The organism is Pseudomonas sp. 32_A (assembly GCF_017490905.1).
GTDB classification, from domain to species: domain Bacteria; phylum Pseudomonadota; class Gammaproteobacteria; order Pseudomonadales; family Pseudomonadaceae; genus Aquipseudomonas; species Aquipseudomonas inefficax.
In genome coordinates this window covers 28,608-50,915 of record NZ_JAFGYI010000040.1, presented here as the reverse complement: position 1 = coordinate 50,915, position 22,308 = coordinate 28,608, and the positions used below count along the sequence as shown (strand labels likewise).

The window sequence follows — 22,308 nt, the reverse complement described above, 5'->3', positions numbered from 1 at the left end:
TATCAGACGGCATCCGACTGAGGTCGTAGGATAATTCCCAATTCTAGAGAACCTGAAGCATTTGGTATCAAGTTCAGAATCTTCTTACAGCTGACGGCCCTTTCGCGGGTGAACCCGCTCCCACAGGTACTGCGCTGGCCTTGAAATGGCGGCGGTACCCATGGTCTCCATAGGTACTGCACCAGCCTTGAAAGCGGCGCAATTCCTGTGGGAGCGGGTTCACCCGCGAAAGGGGCGGTACAGGCTAACGAAGTACGATCAGGCCACCTCAGCCCCATCATCTGGCCAATGCGGCTCATTGGCCTCTGGCGGGGTCAGCGGTGGCAGCCCATACGCGGCCCGCGCATCGTCGCAGCTGGGGTTATGCACCCCACCCTCCCACGACGCCTCGAACTCGCGGCACGGGCTGGAGCGGTTGGCATAAATGCTACAAGCCACCTCTTTACCGATCTCGCCCTCAAGGCTGACGCATCGGCAGGGTTTGGCATCGGTGCCGATCATGGCAACGCGGGTGGGGTTGATCTGTACCACCAGGTCGTCCGGCACAAGGCCCCCGGCAGACTGGCATTCGCCCCAGAAAAAGGACACACGGAAGTACCCGCAGCAGGCGCCGCAGTCAAGGCAAGGGTTATATTCGGACATGATGGCACGAAGGGAAGGTTGTTGTTATCGGGGCTGACCCGCGGCACCATTTTCAATCCAAGCGGGGGCGGCTGGATAGAGGGGCAATGCAAAAAAATCTGCCGCTGATCCGGCCGCCCGTTACGGCTAGCAGATGGCCTTGTAAGTCGCGGCATCCCAACGCTGCAAAGCCAAACCTGCGCTCGGGTCGTACTCCCCTCCCTGCACCTTGCTGAAATAAGTGCGGGCTTCACCGCAGTGCACCAGCCGGTCGTGCTTTTCGCCCTCGGTGAGTACGGTGTAGGACGCACTGCGCATGGCCTCATACTGCTTGTCAGCGGCCGCCATGAGCTGGTGATACTTCATCAACTGGCTGTCGCCCAAGGCCAGGCGCCTGTCCAGCTGCACACCCCAGCGGGTCAGGCAGACCTCGGCAAAATGGCGAACGATCAACCCCGGCTCCACCAGCACCTTGCCGTCGCCCGCACCATCCGCCGAGGCGTTACCCACCAACGTGGCATGCCGGCCTGGCATCGGGTAGACACATATCCGCGTATCGCTTGCGACTGTAGGAATCACGCAAGCAAAACCCTTGGAGCGCTCATCCCGCGAATAGAAGCCTACATACTCTTTGACGTTATCAGTCAGCGTTACGCGCTCGACCTGTACATTGCCAACTCCCGGCACTGGGTCGATGGCAAAGATGTTCACCGGTATGCCGCGCAACACAGGGTCCTGCGCCATGGCGTTAGCCAGCATGTGGCAACTGATCCCTCCCCTGCTCCAGCCCACCAGGTTCACCTGGGTCGGCAAGCGTGGCTTGCGGAACATGCTGATGATGCGCTCCTGCAATTCCTGCGGAGTTGGATGGCGATCACCGTAGTCGTAGGTACGCCAGAACCAGGAGGCAGTAGAAGACACATCCGGAATGGGTACGCCAGCGTCCTTCAGGCGCTGGTATTCTTCCTCGCTCAGCTTGGTGCGCTGCCAGCTGCTTTCCCCCTTGATCACCTGCAGCACATGGTTGACGTTCTCTTCCCAACCGCGGCCAAACAGCTGGCCGGTCCAGTTGAAATAGCCGCCGGGCTCGACGAACAGGTTGTCATCCTGGAGGTTGCCGCTGCCGGGGCCGTCCACGGCGATCCAGTGGGCGAATTCGCGGCCCTGGTCGTTGCTGGCCAGGGTCGAGACCAGTTCACCGTTCCAGAAGTTGGGGTTGGCGTCGTCGAAGCGGTGGGAACCGGTGCCGCAGAAATAGGCGGTGAAAACACTCATTTGTGTGTCTCTGTGGTGAGAAATGAGTGCAGAAAAATAGGTAAATCAATCGGTGGGATGCAGGTGGAAAACTCGCCTTTGAATCAGTTGGGGCTGCTTTGCAGCCCCCATGGCTTACTTGCGGATAAGCCCATCAGCCCGGAACATCTGCCGGATCCCGCGAATCGCCTGGCGAATACGGTCCTGGTTCTCGATCAGGGCAAAGCGCACATGGTCGTCACCATAGTCACCAAAGCCGATACCCGGCGACACGCACACCTTGGCCTCGGCCAGCAGCTTCTTGGAGAACTCCAGCGAGCCCAGGTGCGCATACTCTGGCGGGATCTTCGCCCATACGTACATCGAAGCCTTGGGGTTCTCGACCATCCAGCCCAGCTCGTGCAGCCCTTTCACCAGCAGGTTGCGGCGCTGGCGGTATTGCTCGGCAATGTCGCGCACACACTGCTGGTCACCTTCCAGTGCGGCAATAGCGGCCACCTGCAGCGGGGTGAAAGTGCCGTAGTCGTGGTAGCTCTTGATCCGCGCCAGGGCGCTGACCAGCTCGGGGTTGCCGACCATGAAACCGATCCGCCAGCCGGCCATGTTGTAGCTCTTGGACAGGGTGAAGAACTCCACCGCGATGTCCTTGGCCCCCGGCACCTGCATGATCGACGGGGCTTTCCAGCCGTCGTAGACGATGTCGGCATAGGCCAGGTCATGCACCACCAGCACGCCATACTGCTTGGCCAGGGCCACCACGCGCTCGAAGAAGTCCAGCTCCACGCACTGGGCGGTGGGGTTGGACGGGAAACCGAGGATCATCATCTTCGGCTTGGGGATCGATTCGCGGATGGCTCGCTCGAGTTCGTTGAAGAAGTCCACTCCCGGCACCAGCGGTACCGAACGCACCTGGGCACCGGCAATTACCGCCCCGTAGATATGGATCGGGTAGCTGGGGTTGGGCACCAGCACCGTGTCGCCCTGGTCGAGGGTAGCCAGCATCAGGTGCGCCAGGCCTTCCTTCGAGCCGATGGTGACGATGGCTTCGCTTTCCGGGTCGATGTCGACCTCGTAGCGTTCCTTGTACCAGTTGGAAATGGCCCGACGCAGGCGCGGGATGCCGCGGGAGGTGGAGTAGCCGTGGGTGTCTTCACGCTGGGCGACCTGCACCAGCTTCTCGACGATGTGCGGCGGGGTGGCGCCATCGGGGTTGCCCATGCTCAGGTCGATGATGTCCTCGCCACGGCGGCGGGCGGCCATCTTGAGCTCGGCAGTGATGTTGAAGACGTAAGGGGGGAGACGATCGATGCGCGCAAAGCGGCGCGGCGAACCTGGGTTGGCCATGGCTTCCTCTGAGTACGTAAGCGCCCGGAACCGTCCGAGCGACGTTGGCCGATGTGGCGGCCTAAATCAGAAGATAGTGCCGAAACTGGAACTCTGTAAAGGATAATTTCCCGTTTCTATATAACTTTTCAGATGTATTTTTTGAAAACCTGAATTTTATGTTTTTAGTGCTGGCCTCTTCGCGGGTAAACCCGCTCCCACAGGACCTTGTACACGTTTCGAGTATGCTGCGGTCCCTGTGGGAGCGGGTTTACCCGCGAAGAGGCCGGCACAGGAAAACGCCCATAAAAAAACCCCGGCGCATGGCCGGGGTTTTCGTGAAACAGGCAGCAGTTTCAGCGTGCGTAAGTCATCAGCACATCCGCAGCAGTCTGGCTATCCACGCCCATCATCACGCTCAGGGCAGTGACGGTGAGAATGGAGAAGCCGAACACCTTGCGGGCCCACTTGCTGTCGTCCTCGGCCTTGTAGCCACCCCAGGCCATGTACAGCCAGTACAGGCCCATGGCTGCTGCCACGGCCAGGTAGCCGAGGCCGGCGTAACCGCCAAGGGTAAGCATCAGGGTCGCGAGCACGAAGGCCAGCACGTACAGCACGATCTGCTTCTTCGCCGCGAGGATGCCACGTGCCACCGGCAGGACCGGGATGTTGGCAGCGCTGTAATCCTTGAAGCGGAAGATGGCGATGGCGAAGCTGTGCGGCATTTGCCACAGGCTGAACATCACCAGCAGGGTAACCGCAGCCAGGTCGAAGCTGTTGCTGACGGCGCAATAGCCGATCACCGGAGGCATGGCACCAGACAGGCTGCCGACCAAGGTGCCGTGCACCGATTTACGCTTCAGCCACAGGCTGTAGAAACCGACGTAGACGATGAAGCCGATCAGCGCACAGAACGCCGACAGCGGGTTGGCCTGAACATACAGCAGGCTGAAACCCGCCACCCCGAGCAGGGTGGCGTAGATCAGCGCGAGGGGCAGCGACATGCCGCCCTGAACCATGACGCGGTTCTTGGTGCGCTCCATCTTGTGGTCGATGTCACGATCGATGCAGTTGTTGAACACGCATCCGGACGCGACCACCAGCGAAGTACCGATCACCACCGCCAGGAACAGGGCGAAATCCACATGGCCCTTCGAGGCAAGGAAGAAACCGCCTGCCACGGAAAGCACGTTACCGAAAATGATCCCCGGTTTGGTGATTTGGATAAAGTGCTTAACGGACATGCAGTCTTACCTCACTTGGCCAACATTTCGAAGTGGATGCTGAACATGATCCACAGCGACAGGCCGACAAGCAGAGCGATCACCAGAGTGGTGAACAGGAACGTCGAAACGTTGTTGCGTTGCTCTTTCGAGCGGTCCATGTGCAGGAAGTACACGAGGTGCACTACTACCTGGATCACGGCCATGGCAACAATGATCAGAACGGTCAGGTTCTTCGGCAGGCTTGGCGACATGGCCAGGCCGAACGGGATCGCGGTCAGGATGATCGACAGGATGAAGCCGATCATGTACGACTTGACGCTGCCGTGGTTACCTTCGTGATGAGTGTCGTGTGCGTTAGCCATTACAGAACTCCCAGCAGGTAGACGACGGTGAATACGCAGATCCAGACCACGTCCAGGAAGTGCCAGAACAGGCTCAGGCAGCTCATGCGGGTCTTGGCGGTCGGCGTGATGCCGTGCTTGTTGATCTGGTACATCATGATTGCCATCCAGATCAGGCCGGCGGTCACGTGCAGACCGTGGGTACCTACCAGGGCAAAGAAGCCCGACAGGAAGCCACTGCGCTGCGGGCCGAAGCCCTCGGCGATCAGGTGATGGAACTCGTAGATTTCCATCGCGATGAAGCCTGCACCGAACAGGAAGGTCACAGCCAACCAGCCCAGTACGCCAGCTTTCTTGCCATCGAACATCTTCAGCATGGCGAAGCCGAAGGTGATCGAGGACAGCAGCAGGAACAGCGTTTCAACAGCTACGAAATCGAGCTGGAAAATGTCATGACCCGACGGGCCGCCGGCAAAACTGCCGGACAGCACCGCGTAGGTGGCGAAGAGCGACGCAAACAGGATGCAGTCGGTCATCAGGTACAGCCAGAAACCGAGTACGGTCATCTGGCCCGAGTCGTGGTGGTGGTCGTCATGCCCATGGTCGTGACCATGAGCAGCACCGTGCATTACTTGACTGGACATTGATTACACCCGCTCAAACGATTCGACACGTGCGCCGGCAGGCAGAGCACCTGCTTTGGCCAGCGCTTTCATGCGCTCGCCTTCGATGCGCGCCACTTCTTCGGCCGGAACCATGTAGCCCTGATCGTCACGCGCAGCGTGGCGAACGAAGACAGCGATGGTTGCAACCAGGCTCGCGCCAACCAGCCACCAGATGTGCCAGATGAAGGCGAAGCCGAAGACGGTCAGGAACAGGCCCATGAACAAACCGGTAGAGGTGTTGCTCGGCATGTGGATCGCTTCGTACTTGGCCGCAGGCTTGTAGGCGACACCGGCTTCCTTGGCTTCGTGCCAGGCATCCAGGCCAACCTTCTCAGGCATGTGGGCGAAGTTGTAGAACGGAGGTGGCGACGAAGTCGACCATTCCAGGGTACGGCCGCCCCATGGGTCGCCGGTCACGTCCAGGTTCTGGTTGCGGTCGCGAACCGATACGTACAGCTGGATCAGCTGGCAGGCGATACCGAACAGGATCAGCACGGCGCCGACAACGGCTACGTACAGGTAGGGTTCCCACAGTGGGTTGTCGGAGTGGTTCAGACGACGGGTCATGCCCATGAAGCCCAGGGCGTACAGCGGCATGAACGCTACGTAGAAGCCCGAGATCCAGAACCAGAAGGCAGCTTTGCCCCACTTCTCGTTCAGGGTGAAACCGAAGGCTTTCGGGAACCAGTAGGCGAAGCCGGCGATGTAGCCGAATACCGCACCACCGATGATCACGTTGTGGAAGTGAGCAATTACGAACAGGCTGTTGTGCAGCACGAAGTCAGCACCTGGAACAGCCAGCAGAACGCCAGTCATACCACCGATGGAGAAGGTGATCATGAAGCCCAGGGTCCACATGATCGGCGCGGTGAAGCGCAGACGGCCCTGGTAGATGGTGAACAGCCAGTTGAACAGTTTCACACCGGTCGGAATGGAGATCAGCATCGTCGCCAGGCCGAAGAAGGTGTTGACGCTGGCGCCGGCACCCATGGTGAAGAAGTGGTGCAGCCACACGGCGAAGCCCAGCACGGCGATGGCGCCCGATGCGTAAATCATCGAGTGGTGGCCGAACAGACGCTTGCCGGAGAAGGTGGAGGTAACTTCCGAGAACACACCGAAGGCCGGCAGGATCAGGATGTACACCTCAGGGTGACCCCACGCCCAGAACAGGTTGACGTACATCATCGGGTTCCCACCAAGCTCGTTGGTGAAAATGTGGAAGTCCAGATAACGGTCAACAGTCAGCAGAGCGAGTGCAGCGGTCAGGATCGGGAAGGAAGCCACGATCAGCACGTTGGCCCAGGTGCAGGTCCAGGTGAAGATCGGCATGTCCATCAGCTTCATGCCAGGTGCGCGCATCTTCATCACGGTGACGAGGAAGTTCACGCCGGTAAGCGTCGTACCCAATCCGGATAGCTGTAGCGCCCAGATGTAGTAGTCGACACCCACCCCAGGGCTGTACTGAATGCCCGCGAGCGGCGGATAGGCAACCCAGCCGGTCTTGGCGAATTCACCAACGCCCAGCGAGATGTTGACCAGCAGCACGCCTGCCAGCAGCAGGTAGAAGCTCAGGGAGTTCAGGAACGGGAAGGCAACGTCACGTGCACCGATCTGCAGAGGAACCGCCAGGTTCATCAGGCCGGTGAAGAACGGCATCGCCATGAAGATGATCATGATCACACCGTGAGCGGTGAAGATCTGGTCATAGTGTTCAGGCGGCAGGTAGCCTTCGGAGCCACCGGTAGCGGCAGCCAGCTGGGTACGCATCATGATGGCGTCGGCAAAACCGCGCAGCAGCATGACCATCGCGACGATGATGTACATCACCCCGATTTTCTTGTGGTCGACAGTCGTCAACCACTCGCTCCACAAGTAGGACCACTTGCGGAAGTAGGTGATAGCACCGACGACAGCGATACCACCGAGCGCGATCATGGCAAGCGTCACCATGACTATCGGCTCGTGATAGGGTATCGCCTCCAGGCTTAGTTTACCGAACATCTCTTACTCCTCTGCACCGGCAGCTGGTTGCATACTCGATTCCACACCCTTGGTAGTGGCCAGATCTTTGCTGCCTGCTTCTTCGTGGCTCGGACGACCGCGGTTCATGCCTTCGTACTTGTCGACGATCAGCTGGAACTGGTCAGGCGAAGCCTCGCTATACAGCGCGACTGGGTTGTTTTCGCTTGGTTTGGCCAAGGCGTCGTATTCGGCCTTGTCCAGCTTCTTCGGCGACTGCTTGACCTCGGCGACCCACTTGTCGAAGTCTTCCTGAGAGGTGGCAGTAGCCTTGAATTTCATGCCGGTGAAGCCAGCACCGCTGTAGTTGGCGCTGATACCGTCGAACTCGCCGTTTTCGTTGGCGATCAGGTGCAGCTTGGTGGTCATGCCGGCCATGGCGTAGATCTGGCCGCCCAGGCCCGGGATGAAGAACGAGTTCATCACGGCGTCGGAAGTGACGCGGAAGTTGACCGGGGTGTTAGCCGGGAAGACGATCTTGTTGACCGTGGCAATGCCCTGCTCCGGGTAGATGAACAGCCACTTCCAGTCCAGCGCGACCACGTCGATCTGCACCGGCTTCACATCGGAATCCAGCGGACGGTACGGGTCCAGCTTGTGGGTGGAGTGGTAGGTGAAGTAGCCCAGGGCGATGATGATCAGGATCGGGATGATCCACACCGCGGCTTCGATCTTGGTCGAGTGCGACCAGTCAGGGGTGTAGGTGGCAGCCTTGTTGGAAGCACGGTACTTCCAGGCGAAAACCACGGTCATGATAATGACAGGAATCACCACCAGCAGCATCAGGCCGGTAGCGATCAGGATCAGGTTCTTTTGCTCAATGCCGACCTGACCTTTCGGGTCGAGCAGGGTCCAGTTGCACCCACTGAGTAAAAGCATGCCTAAAAAGGGCAATATGCCAAACAGTCTGGGGTAACGCTTTTTACTCATCTCACGACCTCTAGATCAGCTTGCTTCAATGCAATTTGTGTTTTGGTAGCCAACACTTCGTCCTGCCAAGTGCGGCAATTCGCGCCCGTACTCGCTCCTGCCCGGGTCCGGCTGCAGGACCTTGGCGTCAAAGCGTGTTAGCGGTGCTTATGGTTTCGTAGGCAACAGGCCTGTACTTCAGACCAAGTCCATTTGGTGCGGAAAACGCGGAGGGGGGTCCGCCCGGTATCGCCGTTTGGCGAAACTTGACGAAGTCAGCAAAAAGGAGCGCTGGGGCTTCCTTCAATCCTGCGACTCGCAAGCAGTGCCGAACGGAAATTGGGGGCGATTGTAGATAGGTCGCCAACCCTTGACTATGACTTATTGAGCAACAGTCCTTTACAGAATCCGTAACAATACTGCTCAAAAATTCAACTTCGCGACAGTTTGTCGCACCCCGCTTGATAGGCCCCAAAGCCGCATTCTGCAAGGCCTCTAGGTTGATCTGGATCAAGCGGGGAGCGGATTTCCCCTCTTCTCATGCGGCGTAAAAGACCCCATGCAATTCGGGACTTTTGTCTAAGCCCGGCGTCGGTTGCGATAGATCCCGAGCGGAACCAGGACAGCTGTCAGGACGAACGCCACCAGCGCCCATTGCGCCAGCGACAGACCGAGGATCGGCGGGTACGGCGTGCTGCAGAAGCCGTCGACCTGGAACACCAGCGGCCAGAGCTTGGCAAGCGGCAGGTCGTCCACGATCGGCTGCAGGGTGTCGATGCCGCAACTGACCATGGGGTTGGCGAGTATATACACATGGTTGCCGGCCGCAACGATTCCGCCAATGGCGCTGAGCACCACCAGTGCCTCGAAGAAGGTCAGGCTGCGGCGCCCGGGCATCGCCGCGGCGATGAAGGCGAACACGGCGATGAACAACAGCGCATAACGTTGCAGGATGCACAGCGGGCATGGTGCCTCGCCCAGGACCACCTGCATGTAGAGGGCGCCACCGATCAGCGAAATGCAGATCAGGCCCAACAGTACCAGAAAGCGCCGTTCCCGATTCAGGCGCGATGTTTGTTCGTTCATTGCCGATTCCTTCGATGGATAGTGGCAGCGTGATCCGCCTGCCTGGCGCAAGTCTACACGCTGGGCAGGGCCTTTGAGCGTGCCGAGGAAGCGGCGTGATAGCGCTGCGCAGGGCTATCCGGTGTGGCTGAGACCGGCCGCAACGACGTCGGTTCAACGCCGGGCGGCAAAAAAGCGGCTGCCCGGATGCCGCGCAGGGGCAAGCCCCCTCGACACCCGGGAGTGAAGGATACCGTGATTAAAGGAGGATTAAAGATGAAAGCTGCACAGTCGCTTTCATCTCTCCTTTATATAGGCAGGAACATGAGGTGCGGCCCAGCCGCTGGCAAGCCAGCCCCCAGGCGACGAATGCGATCGACCGTTTCGTTCTCGATTACCCACGGGCGGGAGCAGTGCCGCAAGAGAGCTGGCTTGCCAGCGGCTGGGATGAATGTTTCATGAGCCTGTGCCGGCCCTTTCGCGGGTAAACCCGCTCCCACAGGGATCGCACAGGTCTCAGGCGCTGTGGGTTACCTGTGGGAGCGGGTTTACCCGCGAAAGGGCCAGTGCAGGCGCTACATCACTCCAGCGCAGCCGCCGGCCCGAAGAACTCGTAGCGGCTCTGCTGCTCTGGCACACCCAGGCCCTTCAACTGGCGCTTGACCGCCGCCATGAAGCCCTTGGGCCCGAGGAAGTAGGCATCCACGTCACGCTCCTGCGGCAGCCACTCGGCCAGCAGGTCCTCGCTCAGCAGGCCCACGGCATCGGCCGCGGCACCGCCCTGCGGCTCTGCATAGCAGTAGAAGCGCTTGAGCTGAGGGTGACGCTCGGCCAGCTCGTCGATCCAGTCGCGGAAGGCATGCACGGCGCCGTTACGGGCGCAGTGAATGAAATGCACCTCACGCTGGGTTTGCAGTGCCGCCTGCAGCATTGGCAGAGTCGGGGTAATACCCACGCCACCGCTGATCAGCACCAGCGGCTTGTCGCTCGCCGCCAGGGTGAAGTCGCCAGCCGGCGGGAACAGCTGCAGGGTATCGCCCACCGCCAGCACGTCGTGCAGGTAGTTGGAGACCTTGCCACCCGCCTCGCGCTTGACGCTGATGCGGTATTCCTTGCCGTCGCACAGCGCCGACAGGGAATAGTTTCGGCGCTGCTCGGCGCCGTCGATGTCCAGCTTCAGGCCGATATACTGGCCAGGCTCGGCCTTGAGCACCGGCTTGCCATCCACCGGGGCAAAATAGAACGAAACGATTTCGCTGCTTTCCTGCTCACGCCGTACCAGGCGGAATTCACGGGTACCGCGCCAGCCGCCTTCGGCTTCTTCCTTCTGTTTATAAAGGTTCTCTTCCGCGCCGATCAGAATGTCGGCCAGCTGGCCATAGGCCGCGCCCCAGGCGTCGATCACGGCGGGGGTGGCGATTTCCTTGCCCAGCACTTCTTCGATGGCACGCAGCAGGCAGCTGCCGACGATCGGGTAGTGCTCCGGCAGAATCTGCAGGGCAACATGCTTGTTGATGATCTGGCCGACCAGGCCGCCAAGCTGCTCCAGCTGGTCGATGTGGCGGGCATACATCAGCACGCCGTTGGCCAGGGCGCGCGGTTGGTCACCGCTGGCCTGGTGGGCCTGATTGAACAGCGGACGCACTTGCGGGTACTCGCTGAGCATCATCTTGTAGAAGTGGGTGGTCAGCGCTTCGCCGCCGCTTTCCAGCAGGGGGACAGTGGCCTTGATGATTGCACGTTGTTCGGCATTGAGCATTGCAACAACTCCTGAGCCTGTGGCTTCAAATGACTGCCCGAGCTGTTACATCAATCATGCCAACTTTTATCTCCAGGAAAATCAGGGGGTTGACGCAGGTCATGTCAAAACGACCCACCCCAACGTATAGTCATATCGACCCACAGGAGTCCATATGACCACGAAGCCCCTGCTCACCACTCTGCTGCCCTTGGTCAGCGACCTTTCCCGTGACTTGCCCGACCAGGAACGCTATCGCCGCCTGCTACAGGCCATGCGTGGGCTGCTGCCCTGCGATGCCGCCGCGCTACTGCGCCTGGACGGTGAGTGGCTGGTGCCGCTGGCGGTGGACGGCCTGAGCCCCGATACCCTGGGCCGGCGCTTCCGGATCAGCGAGCACCCACGCTTCCAGATCCTGCTCAGCAGCCCGGAACCCACCCGCTTCGCCAGCGACTCCGAACTGCCCGACCCTTACGACGGCCTGGTCAACGCCCCCCATGCCAACCTGGAAGTACATGACTGCATGGGTTGCCCGTTGATGGTCGACGAGCGCCCTTGGGGCCTGGTTACCCTCGATGCGCTGACCCCCGGGCAGTTCCAGAGCCTGGAGCTGGGCGCCCTGCAGGCCTTCGCCAGCCTGGCCGCCGCCACGGTCACCGTGGCCGAGCGCATCGAGCACCTGGCCCTGCGCGCGGAAGACGAACACCACCGCGCGGAGATCTACCGCCAGGCCAGCGGCCAGGACAAGGAGCTGATTGGCCAGAGCCCCGCGCACAAGCGCCTGGTGGAGGAAATCCGCCTGGTCGGTGGTAGTGACCTGACCGTGCTGATCACCGGTGAGACCGGGGTCGGCAAGGAGTTGGTGGCCCAGGCCCTGCATCAGGCCAGCAACCGCGCTGGCAAACCGCTGGTAAGCCTCAACTGTGCCGCCCTGCCCGACACCCTGGTCGAAAGCGAACTGTTCGGCCATGTGCGCGGTGCCTTCACTGGCGCCCATGGCGAGCGCCGCGGCAAGTTCGAGCTCGCCAATGGCGGCACGCTGTTCCTCGATGAGGTCGGTGAACTGCCGCTGACGGTGCAGGCCAAACTGCTGCGGGTGCTGCAGAGCGGCCAGTTGCAGCGCCTGGGCTCGGACCGCGAGCACCGGGTGGATGTGCGCCTGATCGCCGCGACTAACCGCGACCTGGCGGCAGAAGTACGCGCTGGCAACTTCCGCGCCGACTTCTACCATCGCCTCAGCGTATACCCGCTGCACGTGCCGCCGTTGCGCGAACGTGGGCGCGATGTGCTGTTACTGGCTGGCTACTTTCTCGAACAGAACCGCTCGCGCCTGGGCCTGAACAGCCTGCGCCTGAGCAGCGAGGCCCAGTCTGCGCTGCTGGCCTATGACTGGCCGGGCAACGTGCGTGAACTGGAACACCTGATCGGTCGCTCGGCGCTCAAGGCACTGGGCCAGCATTCCGACAGGCCGCGCATCCTCACCCTGGAGGCCATCGACCTGGACCTGCGCGCAACGGTAACGCCCGGCACCCCGCCCTCCCCTGCCGCGCCCCTGCCGGCGGCACCGCTACCCGAGGGGGGCCTGCGCGAAGCCGTCGACGACTACCAGCGCCAGGTGATCGAGGCCTGCCTGCAACGACACGAAGATAACTGGGCAGCGGCTGCCCGGGAACTCGGCCTGGACCGCGCCAACCTCAGTCGCCTGGCCCGTAGGCTCGGGCTGCGCTGAGTAGGAATCCTGGGGGCGCTTTGCGCCCCATCGCGACACAAGGCCGCTCCTACAAGGGACCGCGATCCCCTGTAGGAGCGGCCTTGTGTCGCGATGGGCTGCAAAGCAGCCCCAGAATCCCCACGCCCGCTAAAGCCCGACCAAAACAGGCCGATAACCGGTTATCCCCTGTTCCCCACGAAGGTCACCATGGCCACGCAAAATGCCCGCGCGGATTCGCTGTCCCTGCTGCTGTTCACCCTGCGCAGCGGCAAGTTGATGGCAATCAACCTGCTCAAGGTCAGCGAGATAATCCCCTGCCCGCCGCTGACCAAGCTGCCCGAATCGCACCCTCACGTGAAAGGCGTGGCGACCCTGCGCGGCAATCCGCTGTCGGTCATCGACCTGTCCCGCGCCATCGGCGAACGGCCGCTGGCCGACCCTGACGGCGGCTGCCTGATCGTCACCGAGATCAGCCGCTCGCGCCAGGGCCTGCATGTGCAGGCGGTCAGCCGCATCGTGCATTGCCTGAGCACCGACATCAAACCACCACCCTACGGCTCGGGCAGCCGCTCGTTCATCACCGGCGTGACCCGGGTCGACAACACCCTTGTTCAGGTGCTGGACATCGAAAAAGTCATCCACGCCATCGCCCCGCCGGCGCCCGAACAGCCTCACGGTACCTTGGACGAGGAAGACGCCAGCCTGCTGGCCGCCGCCAACATCCTGGTGGTGGACGACAGCCAGGTGGCCCTGCAGCAGTCAGTACACACCCTGCGCAACCTTGGCATCGAATGCCACACCGCCCGCAGCGCCAAGGACGCCATCAACGTGTTGCTGGAACTGCAAGGCACCGCGCAGGAAATCAACGTGATCGTCTCCGACATCGAAATGAGCGAAATGGACGGCTACGCCTTCACCCGTACCCTGCGCGAGACCCCCGACTTCCAGCACCTGTACATACTGCTGCATACCTCGCTGGACAGCGCCATGAGCAGCGAAAAGGCGACCCAGGCCGGGGCCAATGCCATCCTCACAAAGTTCTCCTCGCCGGAGCTGACCGATTGTCTGGTGGTGGCGGCGCGTACCGTGGTGTTCGCCGAGCGCTGATATATTCGGAGACAAACTCCCCGGCTTGCCGCCGGGGTCGAGTCGGGCATAATTCGCGCCCCTCGCAAGTAATTTGCCGGAATCGCGTATGAAGTTTCTCAGCTCTATCCTGATCACTTGCGCCCTCGTCAGCGGTATCGCCCAGGCCTCCAGCAGCCAGGCCTGGAACGAACAGCGCCAGCAGATGCTCAAGGCTTGCCTGGCCGCCAGCCAGTTCAAGGATGCCCACGCCCGCAGCAAGCCCGCCGAGTTCGATGACCAGGTCGGCATGAGCGCCCTGCTGATCGAAGGCGTCTACCCCCAGAAGCACATGCAGCAGCGTACCGGTACCGAGCTGTGCCTGTACGACCGCCAACAGCAGCGCGCCTTCGTCAGCGAATGGAGCCCGGAGGTCAAGTGACCGACAGCCTGCGTTTCGCCTGCACCGGCTGCGGCAAGTGCTGTACCGGCCACCACGTGCCCTTGACCCTGGCCGAAGCGCGCCGCTGGGCGGACAACGACGGCCAGGTGGTGGTGTTGATCGAAGCCTTCGTGGCGGACGGCCCTGGCATGCCGGTAGAACAGCGTGATCATGTGCTGCGTCGTTCATATCCCGTGCCCTGCGGCGACAGCGAAATACGCGTCTCGGTGACCTTCGCCGCGTTCAACCCCGGACGCTGCCGCAACCTCGACGACAACGACCTGTGCACCATCTATGACCAGCGGCCGCTGGTATGTCGCATCTACCCGGTGGAAATAAACCCGCATATCCCGCTGCGGCCGGGCAGCAAGGACTGCCCGCCGGAAGCCTGGCAGCAGGGGCCGGAGCTGATCCACGGCAGCCAACTGGTGGATGCCGGGCTGGAGGCGCTGGTGCAGGCCTCTCGCCAGGCCGACCGCGAGGACATCGCCGCCAAAGTGGCGGTGTGCCAGGCGCTGGGCATGACCACCAGTGCGCTCAAGGGCAACGGGTTTACTGCCTACTTGCCTGACATGGGCGCGTTCAGCGCGGCCCTGGCCCAGGCACCGGAGGCTGGCCGGGTACAGTGGGCCCTGCATGTGGAGGACACGGCGCTGGTGGCGAGTTTGCAGGAACATGGTTTGCGCACCACTAACGAGCCCCCGGTGTATTACGCCTTCATCAGCTTCTAGCGATGCCTTTGACGGGGCAACTGTCCTGTTCCAGATCTATGAACCGACGCCAGCTCTGTGGGAGCGGCTTTAGCCGCGAACACCGGCGCAGCCGGTGCCATGCTCCGCGTTGGACTCTTCGCGGGTAAACCCGCTCCCACAGGGTACGCGGATCGCCCTGCTGATCAGCTCTGTGCGCTACAGCGGAGCGCAAAAGGCGAGCGATTTCCTGCGGCGCAGGCGAAACTGACAGCGCTGTCAGCCAGCAGTCACGCTGCCGACCCGGTCCGGGGACTATAAGCTTGAATACAGACAACCGCTCCCCACCCATCTGGCCAAGGTGCCCGCACTAATGCGACGACCGCCCCGCCCTGTCATCCTCGCCGCCCTGGCGCTCCTTGTCCTGGCGGTAGCGGGCATCTGGTTCGGCCATCGCCAGCCAGCACCTGCCGCCCGCGCGCAAACCGCCATCCCGGTGCGCGTGGTGAATGTCGTGCAGCAGAACGTGCCGCGCTATGCCAGCGCCATCGGCTCGGTGCTGTCGCTGCACAGCGTCGAGGTGCGCCCGCAAGTGGAAGGGGTACTGACCCAGGTTCTGGTCAAGGAAGGCCAGTGGGTGAAGGAAGGCGACCTGCTGGCGACCCTCGACGACCGCGCCATCCGCGCCAGCCTCGACCAGGCCCGCGCCGAACTCGGCCAGAGCCAGGCGCAGATCCAGGTGGCCAATGTCGACCTGCAGCGCTACCGCCTGCTGAGTACCGACAACGGCGTGTCGAAGCAGACCCTCGACCAGCAGCAGGCCTTGGTCAACCGCCTGCAAGCCACGGTCAAGGGCAACCAGGCAGCCATCGCCAATGCCGAGGTGCAGCTGTCATACACGCAGGTCCGCTCGCCAGTGACCGGTCGGGTGGGCATTCGCAACGTCGACCCGGGCAACCTGGTGCGTACCAGCGATACTCGCAGCCTGTTCAGCGTTACCCAGATCGACCCGATCGCCGTCGAATTCGCCCTGCCGCAGCAAATGCTGCCGACCCTGCAAAGCCTGCTGAAGGCGCCCACCCCGGCACTGGTGCAGGCCTACATGGATGCCGATGGCGAACGCAACCTGCTCGGTGAAGGCCACCTGGCACTGATCGACAACCAGATTTCCGCCACCACAGGCACCGTTCGGGTAAAAGCCGAATTCGACAACAAGGACGGCCGCCTTTGGCCGGGTCAGCTGGTCACCATCCGCTTGCGTACCGCCGTGGAAGAAAACGCCCTGGTGGTACCGCCGCCTGTGGTACAGCGCGGCGTCGACGGGCACTTTGTCTACCGCCTGGACGGTGACAAGGTCACCAGTGTGCCGGTCAAGGTGCTGTATCAGGACAGCGGGCTGAACATCATTGCCGGGGTCAAGCCGGGCGAGCGACTGGTGCTCGATGGCCAGTCGCGGCTCAAGCCTGGTTCGCGGGTCGAGGTAACCCCCGACGCCCCCGCGCCTTCGGAAATGGCCGACCGCCGGGGCCAGCCATGAACACGCGCAACGGTGTTTCGGCCTGGTGCATCGACCACCCCATCGCCACCCTGCTGCTGACCTTCGCCCTGGTGCTGCTGGGGGCCATCGCCTTCCCGCGCCTGCCGGTGGCCCCCCTGCCGGAAGCCGACTTCCCAACCATCCAGGTCACCGCCCAACTGCCTGGCGCCAGCCCGGAAACCATGGCCTCGTCGGTGGCCACGCCGCTGGAAGTGCAGTTCAGCGCCATTCCCGGCATGACCCAGATGACCAGCAGCAGCGCACTGGGCTCGACCAACCTGATCCTGCAGTTCACCCTCGACAAGAACATCGACACCGCCGCCCAGGAAGTGCAGGCGGCCATCAACACCGCCACCGCGCGTCTGCCACAAGACCTGCCCAACCCGCCGACCTGGCGCAAGGTCAACCCGGCCGACAGCCCGGTGCTGGTGCTGACGGTCAGCTCCAGCCAGATGCCCGGCAACGATCTCAGCGACTACGCCGAAACCCTGCTTGCGCGCCAGCTGAGCCAGATCGACGGGGTCGGCCTGATCAACATCACCGGGCAACTGCGCCCCGCAATTCGCGTGCAGGCGCAACCCGAGAAACTGGCCGCCATCGGCCTGACCCTGGCCGACTTGCGCCAGGCCATCCAGCAGACCAGCCTGAACCTGGCCAAGGGCGCGCTGTACGGCGAACACAGCGTGTCGACCATCGCCGCCAACGACCAATTGTTCCATCCCGACGACTACGCCCAGCTGATCGTCTCCTACCGCGACGGTGCACCGGTGCACCTGAAGGATGTGGCCAAGGTGATCAATGGTGCCGAGAACGCCTATGTCAAAGCCTGGTCCGGCGACCAGCCCGGGCTGAACCTGGTGATTTTCCGCCAGCCTGGCGCCAACATCGTCGATACCGTGGACCGGGTACTGGCTGCCCTGCCCAGGCTGCAGGAGATGCTGCCAGCCTCGGTCGAAGTGTCGGTGCTGCAGGACCGCACCCAGACCATCCGTGCCTCGCTGCATGAAGTGGAGCTGACCCTGATGATCGCCGTGGCCCTGGTGATCGGGGTAATGGCGCTGTTTCTGCGCCAGTGGTCGGCGACCCTGGTGGTGTCCAGCGTGCTCGGCGTATCGCTGATCGCCAGTTGCGCGCTGATGTACATCTTCGGCTTCAGCCTGAACAACCTGACCCTGGTGGCCATCGTCATCTCGGTGGGCTTCGTGGTAGACGATGCCATCGTCGTGGTGGAAAACATCCACCGCCACCTGGAGGCCGGCGACGACAGCCGTACTGCCGCGCTCAAGGGCGCCGGGGAAATCGGCTTCACCGTGGTGTCGATCAGTTTCTCGCTGATCGCCGCGTTCATCCCGCTGCTGTTCATGGGCGGCGTGGTCGGCCGGCTGTTCAAGGAGTTCGCCCTTACCGCCACCGCCACCATCCTGATTTCGGTGGTGGTTTCGCTGACCCTGGCGCCAACCCTGTGCGCACTGTTCATGCGCCGCCCGCCCGGAGAGCACAAGGGCGGCTTCGGCGAGCGGCTGGTCAGGTGGTACGAAAAGGGCCTGGACCGCGCCCTCGCCCATCAGCGCCTGACCCTCGGCATGTTCGGCCTGACCCTGGCCCTGGCGGTGGCCGGTTACGTGGGTATCCCTAAGGGCTTTTTCCCGCTGCAGGACACCGGCTTCATCCTCGGCACCAGCGAGGCGGCAGCGGATGTGTCGTACCCGTCGATGATCGAGAAGCACCAGGCGCTGGCCAGAATCATCCAGGCCGACCCGGCGGTGCGCGCGTTCTCCCACTCGGTGGGCGTCACCGGCAGCAACCAGACCATCGCCAACGGCCGCTTCTGGATCGCCCTCAAGCCGCGAGGCGAACGCGATGTGTCGGCCAGCGAACTGATCGACCGGCTGCGACCCAAGCTGGCTCAGGTGCCGGGCATCGTCCTGTACATGCGTGCCGGCCAGGACATCAACCTCAGCTCCGGCCCGTCACGCACCCAGTACCAGTACGTGCTCAAGAGCAACGACGGCATGGCGCTTAACCTGTGGACCCAGCGGCTGACCGAGCGCCTGCGGGAAAACCCGGCGTTCCGCGACCTGTCCAACGACCTGCAACTGGGTGCCAGCGTCACCCGCATCGATATCGACCGCCAGGCCGCGGCACGTTTCGGCCTGACCACCACCGACGTCGACCAGGCGTTGTACGACGCCTTCGGCCAGCGGCAGATCAGCGAATTCCAGACCGAGACCAACCAGTACAAGGTGATCCTCGAACTGGATGCCCGCCAGCGCGGCAAGGCCGAAAGCCTCAACTACTTCTACCTGCGCTCGCCGCTGAGCAACGAGATGGTGCCGCTGTCGGCAGTGGCCCATGTGGCGCCGCCCAGCACCGGGCCGCTGTCGATCAGCCACGATGGCCTGTTCCCGGCGGCCAACCTGTCGTTCAACCTGGCCCCGGGCGTGGCCCTGGGCGATGCGGTGACCATCCTTGAGCGCACCCAGCGTGAGCTGGGCATGCCCGACTCCATCAGCGGCAACTTCCAGGGCGCGGCCCAGGCCTTCCAGAGCTCGCTATCGAGCCAGCCGTGGCTGATCCTGGCAGCGCTGGTGGCGGTGTACATCATCCTCGGCGTGCTGTACGAAAGCTTCGTCCACCCGCTGACGATCATCTCCACCCTGCCCTCGGCCGGCCTCGGCGCACTGATCCTGTTGTGGGCCATGGGCCAGGACTTCAGCATCATGGGGCTGATCGGCGTGGTGCTGCTCATCGGTATCGTCAAGAAAAACGGCATCCTGCTGATCGACTTCGCCCTCGAAGCCCAACGCCGCCAGGGCCTGACCCCGGAGCAGGCGATCCACCAGGCCTGCCTGACGCGCTTCCGGCCGATCATCATGACCACCCTGGCCGCCTTGCTCGGTGCGGTGCCGCTGATGTTCGGCTTCGGCACCGGTTCCGAACTGCGCCAGCCACTGGGCATCGCCGTGGTTGGCGGCCTGCTGGTGAGCCAGGCGCTGACGCTGTTCACCACCCCGGTCATATACTTGGCCCTGGAGCGCCTGTTCCACCGCCGCCAGGTCGCCCATGCGGCGGCGCCCAGTGCCAACCAGGACTAGACCATGCGTGTGCTGATCATCGAAGACGAAGAAAAAACCGCCGACTACCTGCATCGCGGCCTCAGCGAGCAAGGGTTTACCGTCGACCTGGCGCGGGACGGCATCGATGGCCTGCACCTGGCCCTGGAAGGTGACTACGCAGTGATCGTGCTGGATGTGATGCTGCCGGGCCTGGACGGTTATGGCGTGCTGCGTGCCCTGCGCGCGCGCAAGCAGACACCGGTGATCATGCTGACCGCCCGTGAACGGGTCGAAGACCGTATCCATGGCCTGCGCGAGGGTGCCGACGACTATCTGGGCAAGCCGTTTTCCTTCCTCGAACTGGTTGCCCGCCTGCAAGCCCTTACCCGGCGTAGCAGCAACCATGAACCGTTGCAGGTGCAGGTGGGTGACCTGTGGATCGACCTGATGGCGCGCAAGGCCACGCGCGCCGGCCAGCGCCTGGAGCTGACGGCCAAGGAGTTCTCGCTGCTCAGCGTGCTGGCCCGCCGGCAAGGTGAAATCCTGTCGAAGACGGCGATTGCCGAGCTGGTCTGGGACATCAATTTCGACAGCGATGCCAACGTCGTCGAAGTGGCGATCAAGCGCCTGCGCGCCAAGCTCGACGGGCCTTTCGACAACAAGTTGCTGCACACCATCCGAGGCATGGGCTATGTCCTGGAAAACCGTGCGGGGTAATTCCATCGCGCTGCGCCTGTCGGCGCTATTCATCCTGGTGGCGCTCGGCGTGTTCCTGCTGATCGGTTCGGCGCTGTACCGCCAGGTCGACCGCAGCCTCGACCTGCTGCCACAGGCCGAGCTGGATGCGCGTTTCAGCGTGCTCGAGTCCACCCTCAACCGCTTCGGTACACCGGAGCACTGGGCCAAGATCAACAACAAGCTCAACCTGCTCAGCGAAGAGGACAAGCGCATTCGCTTCTGGGTGGTCAGCAGCAACCCGGCCTACGAATACGGTCACCCCAGCGAGCTGGTCCGCGCCTTCGCCGAAGGCGCGCAGGGCATGCGCGACCTGCGCCTGCCCGACCGGCCCTACCCTTACAAGGTGCTGGTCAGCGAACTGCCAGCACTGGGCGAGCGACCGCCGCTGCGCTTTCTGATCGGAATCGACACCGAAACCTTCTGGCAGGCCCAGCACAGCCTGCTGGTGGCAATTGTCGGGCTGGCGGTGCTCGGCGTGCTGCTGGCCTCGCTGCTGGGCTACTGGGTGGCGCGCATCGGCCTGCGCCCGCTGCTGGCGTTGTCCGTTGAGGCCCAGGCGCTGGCGCCACCGCGCCTGGACGGGCGCCTGCAGACTGAGAACCTGGCACCGGAGCTGGCCCAGTTCGCCGGCGCCTTCAATGCCGCACTGGACCGGGTCAGCCAGGCCTATACACGGCTCGAAGCCTTCAACGCCGACGTTGCCCACGAATTGCGCTCACCACTGACCAATCTGATCGGCCAGACCCAGGTGGCGCTGACCCGCGGGCGCAGCGCCGAGCACTACTTCGAAGTGCTGCAATCGAACCTTGAGGAACTGGAGCGCCTGCGCAGCATCATCAACGACATGCTGTTCCTGGCCAGCGCCGACCAGGGCAGCAAGGCCACTGCCCTGACCCAGGCCTCGCTGGCCGAGGAGGTGGCGACCACCCTCGACTACCTGGACTACATTCTCGAAGACGCGCAGGTCAGCGTGAGCGTGAGCGGCGATGCCCAGGTGCCCATCGAAAAGGCCCAGCTGCGCCGGGCGCTGATCAACCTGCTGAACAACGCCGTGCAGCACACCGCACCGCACCAGGTGATCGCGGTGCAGATCGCGGACGGGCCGGAGCAGGTCAGCATCGCCGTGAGCAACCCGGGGCCGGCGATCGACGATGAGCACCTGCCATTGCTGTTCGAACGCTTCTACCGGGTGGATGCGGCACGTAGCAACAGTGGTGGCGGTAACCATGGGCTGGGGTTGGCGATCGTCAAGGCGATTGCGCTGATGCATGGTGGGGAGGTGTTTGTGCGTAGTGCCGCTGGGTTTAATACATTCGGCATCCAATTGCCAGTTCTGAGGCCTGCGCGGTCTCTGTAGGAGCGGCCTTGTGTCGCGAAAGGGCTGCGTAGCAGCCCCCGGCAATTGTTGCTGTGGCACAAAACCTGGGGCCGCTTCGCGCCCCATCGCGACACAAGGCCGCTCCTACAAAGGGCCGCGGAAGTGCTCTAGGCTGGGGGTTTGCGGCGAAAGTCCAATTGCTTTTTTCAAAGATAATTACCTTTTGCGCAACAGTGCTTATCGCACTTCGCTCTGTTTCAAGTGCATTGAAAGGACTAACTTTACCCCTGTCCTCATTAGCACTTGCACCGCAAGAAGGTAGTTTCAAATGTCCAACAGTATGGGTATTGCCAGCGTCTTCGTCCTGTCTTCCCTGTTGTTGTCGCCCCTGGCCATGGCCGAAGAATCCAAGGCTTTCGTCACCCGTAATGCCGAGTTCGCCGCGGTCCACCAAGAGGCCCGCGAAGCCGTAGCCGCACAGCAGGCCGACGCCGCAAAAGACGCAAACCAGACCGCTTCCAAGGTTTCTGTCGATGCTAACGCCGACAGCTGATCAAGCGCTGTCGCTGCTCCCGTTTTCCCTTGGCTACA

The 22,308-nt window shown here is 62.5% G+C and carries 19 protein-coding genes; 9 read left to right on the top strand and 10 right to left on the bottom strand.

Going from position 1 to position 22,308, the window contains the following annotated elements; all coding sequences use genetic code 11:
- Positions 1-258: 258 nt before the first annotated feature.
- The 10 genes from J5M58_RS21035 to hmpA form a co-directional block, all read right to left on the bottom strand.
- Entirely contained in the window at positions 259-642 is a 384-nt protein-coding gene (locus J5M58_RS21035; RefSeq protein WP_112252047.1) for a YkgJ family cysteine cluster protein, read from the bottom strand.
- A gap of 126 nt (positions 643-768) precedes the next feature.
- Positions 769-1,896 (bottom strand): hypothetical protein, encoded by a 1,128-nt coding sequence (locus J5M58_RS21030; RefSeq protein ID WP_112252046.1) that lies wholly within the window; start codon positions 1,894-1,896, stop codon positions 769-771.
- A 114-nt stretch (positions 1,897-2,010) separates the two neighbouring features.
- Entirely contained in the window at positions 2,011-3,219 is a 1,209-nt protein-coding gene (gene alaC, locus J5M58_RS21025; RefSeq protein WP_112252045.1) for an alanine transaminase, read from the bottom strand.
- 335 nt (positions 3,220-3,554) lie between these two features.
- Positions 3,555-4,442, bottom strand: coding sequence for a heme o synthase (gene cyoE, locus J5M58_RS21020; RefSeq protein ID WP_025337747.1), 888 nt, complete (start codon positions 4,440-4,442; stop codon positions 3,555-3,557).
- Between the two features lie 11 nt (positions 4,443-4,453).
- Positions 4,454-4,786 carry a cytochrome o ubiquinol oxidase subunit IV gene (gene cyoD / locus J5M58_RS21015; protein ID WP_003259128.1) on the bottom strand — a complete coding sequence of 111 codons (333 nt, stop codon included), beginning with the start codon at positions 4,784-4,786 and terminating at the stop codon, positions 4,454-4,456.
- Positions 4,786-5,409: a cytochrome o ubiquinol oxidase subunit III gene (gene cyoC / locus J5M58_RS21010; protein ID WP_025337745.1), complete on the bottom strand. Its 624-nt coding sequence runs from the start codon at positions 5,407-5,409 to the stop codon at positions 4,786-4,788. The genes cyoD and cyoC overlap by 1 nt, the downstream gene beginning before the upstream one ends.
- A 3-nt stretch (positions 5,410-5,412) precedes the next feature.
- On the bottom strand, positions 5,413-7,431 hold the full coding sequence (cyoB, locus tag J5M58_RS21005; protein WP_112252044.1) for a cytochrome o ubiquinol oxidase subunit I: 2,019 nt from the start codon (positions 7,429-7,431) through the stop codon (positions 5,413-5,415).
- Positions 7,432-7,434: 3 nt separating this feature from the next.
- On the bottom strand, positions 7,435-8,379 hold the full coding sequence (cyoA, locus tag J5M58_RS21000; RefSeq protein WP_015268993.1) for a ubiquinol oxidase subunit II: 945 nt from the start codon (positions 8,377-8,379) through the stop codon (positions 7,435-7,437).
- Positions 8,380-8,937: 558 nt separating this feature from the next.
- Positions 8,938-9,444, bottom strand: coding sequence for a disulfide bond formation protein B (locus tag J5M58_RS20995; RefSeq protein ID WP_112252038.1), 507 nt, complete (start codon positions 9,442-9,444; stop codon positions 8,938-8,940).
- A 559-nt stretch (positions 9,445-10,003) separates the two neighbouring features.
- The gene (hmpA, locus tag J5M58_RS20990; RefSeq protein ID WP_075043809.1) at positions 10,004-11,182 is read right to left on the bottom strand and encodes an NO-inducible flavohemoprotein; all 1,179 of its coding nucleotides are present in this window, start codon (positions 11,180-11,182) and stop codon (positions 10,004-10,006) included.
- A 154-nt stretch (positions 11,183-11,336) separates the two neighbouring features.
- Between hmpA and norR the strand changes: the two genes are divergently transcribed.
- From norR to J5M58_RS20945, 9 genes are all read left to right on the top strand, one after another.
- Positions 11,337-12,890, top strand: coding sequence for a nitric oxide reductase transcriptional regulator NorR (gene norR, locus J5M58_RS20985; RefSeq protein WP_112252037.1), 1,554 nt, complete (start codon positions 11,337-11,339; stop codon positions 12,888-12,890).
- Positions 12,891-13,079: 189 nt separating this feature from the next.
- Positions 13,080-13,979, top strand: a complete 900-nt coding sequence (locus J5M58_RS20980; protein ID WP_112252036.1) for a chemotaxis protein — start codon at positions 13,080-13,082, stop codon at positions 13,977-13,979.
- An 88-nt stretch (positions 13,980-14,067) separates the two neighbouring features.
- A complete protein-coding gene (locus J5M58_RS20975) occupies positions 14,068-14,379 on the top strand; it encodes a hypothetical protein (protein WP_112252035.1) in 312 nt (103 codons plus the stop codon).
- On the top strand, positions 14,376-15,110 hold the full coding sequence (locus tag J5M58_RS20970) for a YkgJ family cysteine cluster protein (RefSeq protein WP_112252034.1): 735 nt from the start codon (positions 14,376-14,378) through the stop codon (positions 15,108-15,110). The genes J5M58_RS20975 and J5M58_RS20970 overlap by 4 nt, the downstream gene beginning before the upstream one ends.
- Before the next feature lie 331 nt (positions 15,111-15,441).
- Positions 15,442-16,605: an efflux RND transporter periplasmic adaptor subunit gene (locus J5M58_RS20965; RefSeq protein WP_112252033.1), complete on the top strand. Its 1,164-nt coding sequence runs from the start codon at positions 15,442-15,444 to the stop codon at positions 16,603-16,605.
- Entirely contained in the window at positions 16,602-19,700 is a 3,099-nt protein-coding gene (locus J5M58_RS20960; protein WP_112252032.1) for a multidrug efflux RND transporter permease subunit, read from the top strand. The genes J5M58_RS20965 and J5M58_RS20960 overlap by 4 nt, the downstream gene beginning before the upstream one ends.
- Before the next feature lie 3 nt (positions 19,701-19,703).
- Positions 19,704-20,378: a heavy metal response regulator transcription factor gene (locus tag J5M58_RS20955; RefSeq protein WP_025337735.1), complete on the top strand. Its 675-nt coding sequence runs from the start codon at positions 19,704-19,706 to the stop codon at positions 20,376-20,378.
- On the top strand, positions 20,353-21,756 hold the full coding sequence (locus J5M58_RS20950) for a heavy metal sensor histidine kinase (protein ID WP_112252031.1): 1,404 nt from the start codon (positions 20,353-20,355) through the stop codon (positions 21,754-21,756). Before J5M58_RS20955 ends, J5M58_RS20950 begins: the two co-directional genes overlap by 26 nt.
- Positions 21,757-22,045: 289 nt before the next feature.
- Positions 22,046-22,270, top strand: a complete 225-nt coding sequence (locus J5M58_RS20945) for a hypothetical protein (RefSeq protein WP_085705421.1) — start codon at positions 22,046-22,048, stop codon at positions 22,268-22,270.
- Positions 22,271-22,308: the final 38 nt, after the last annotated feature.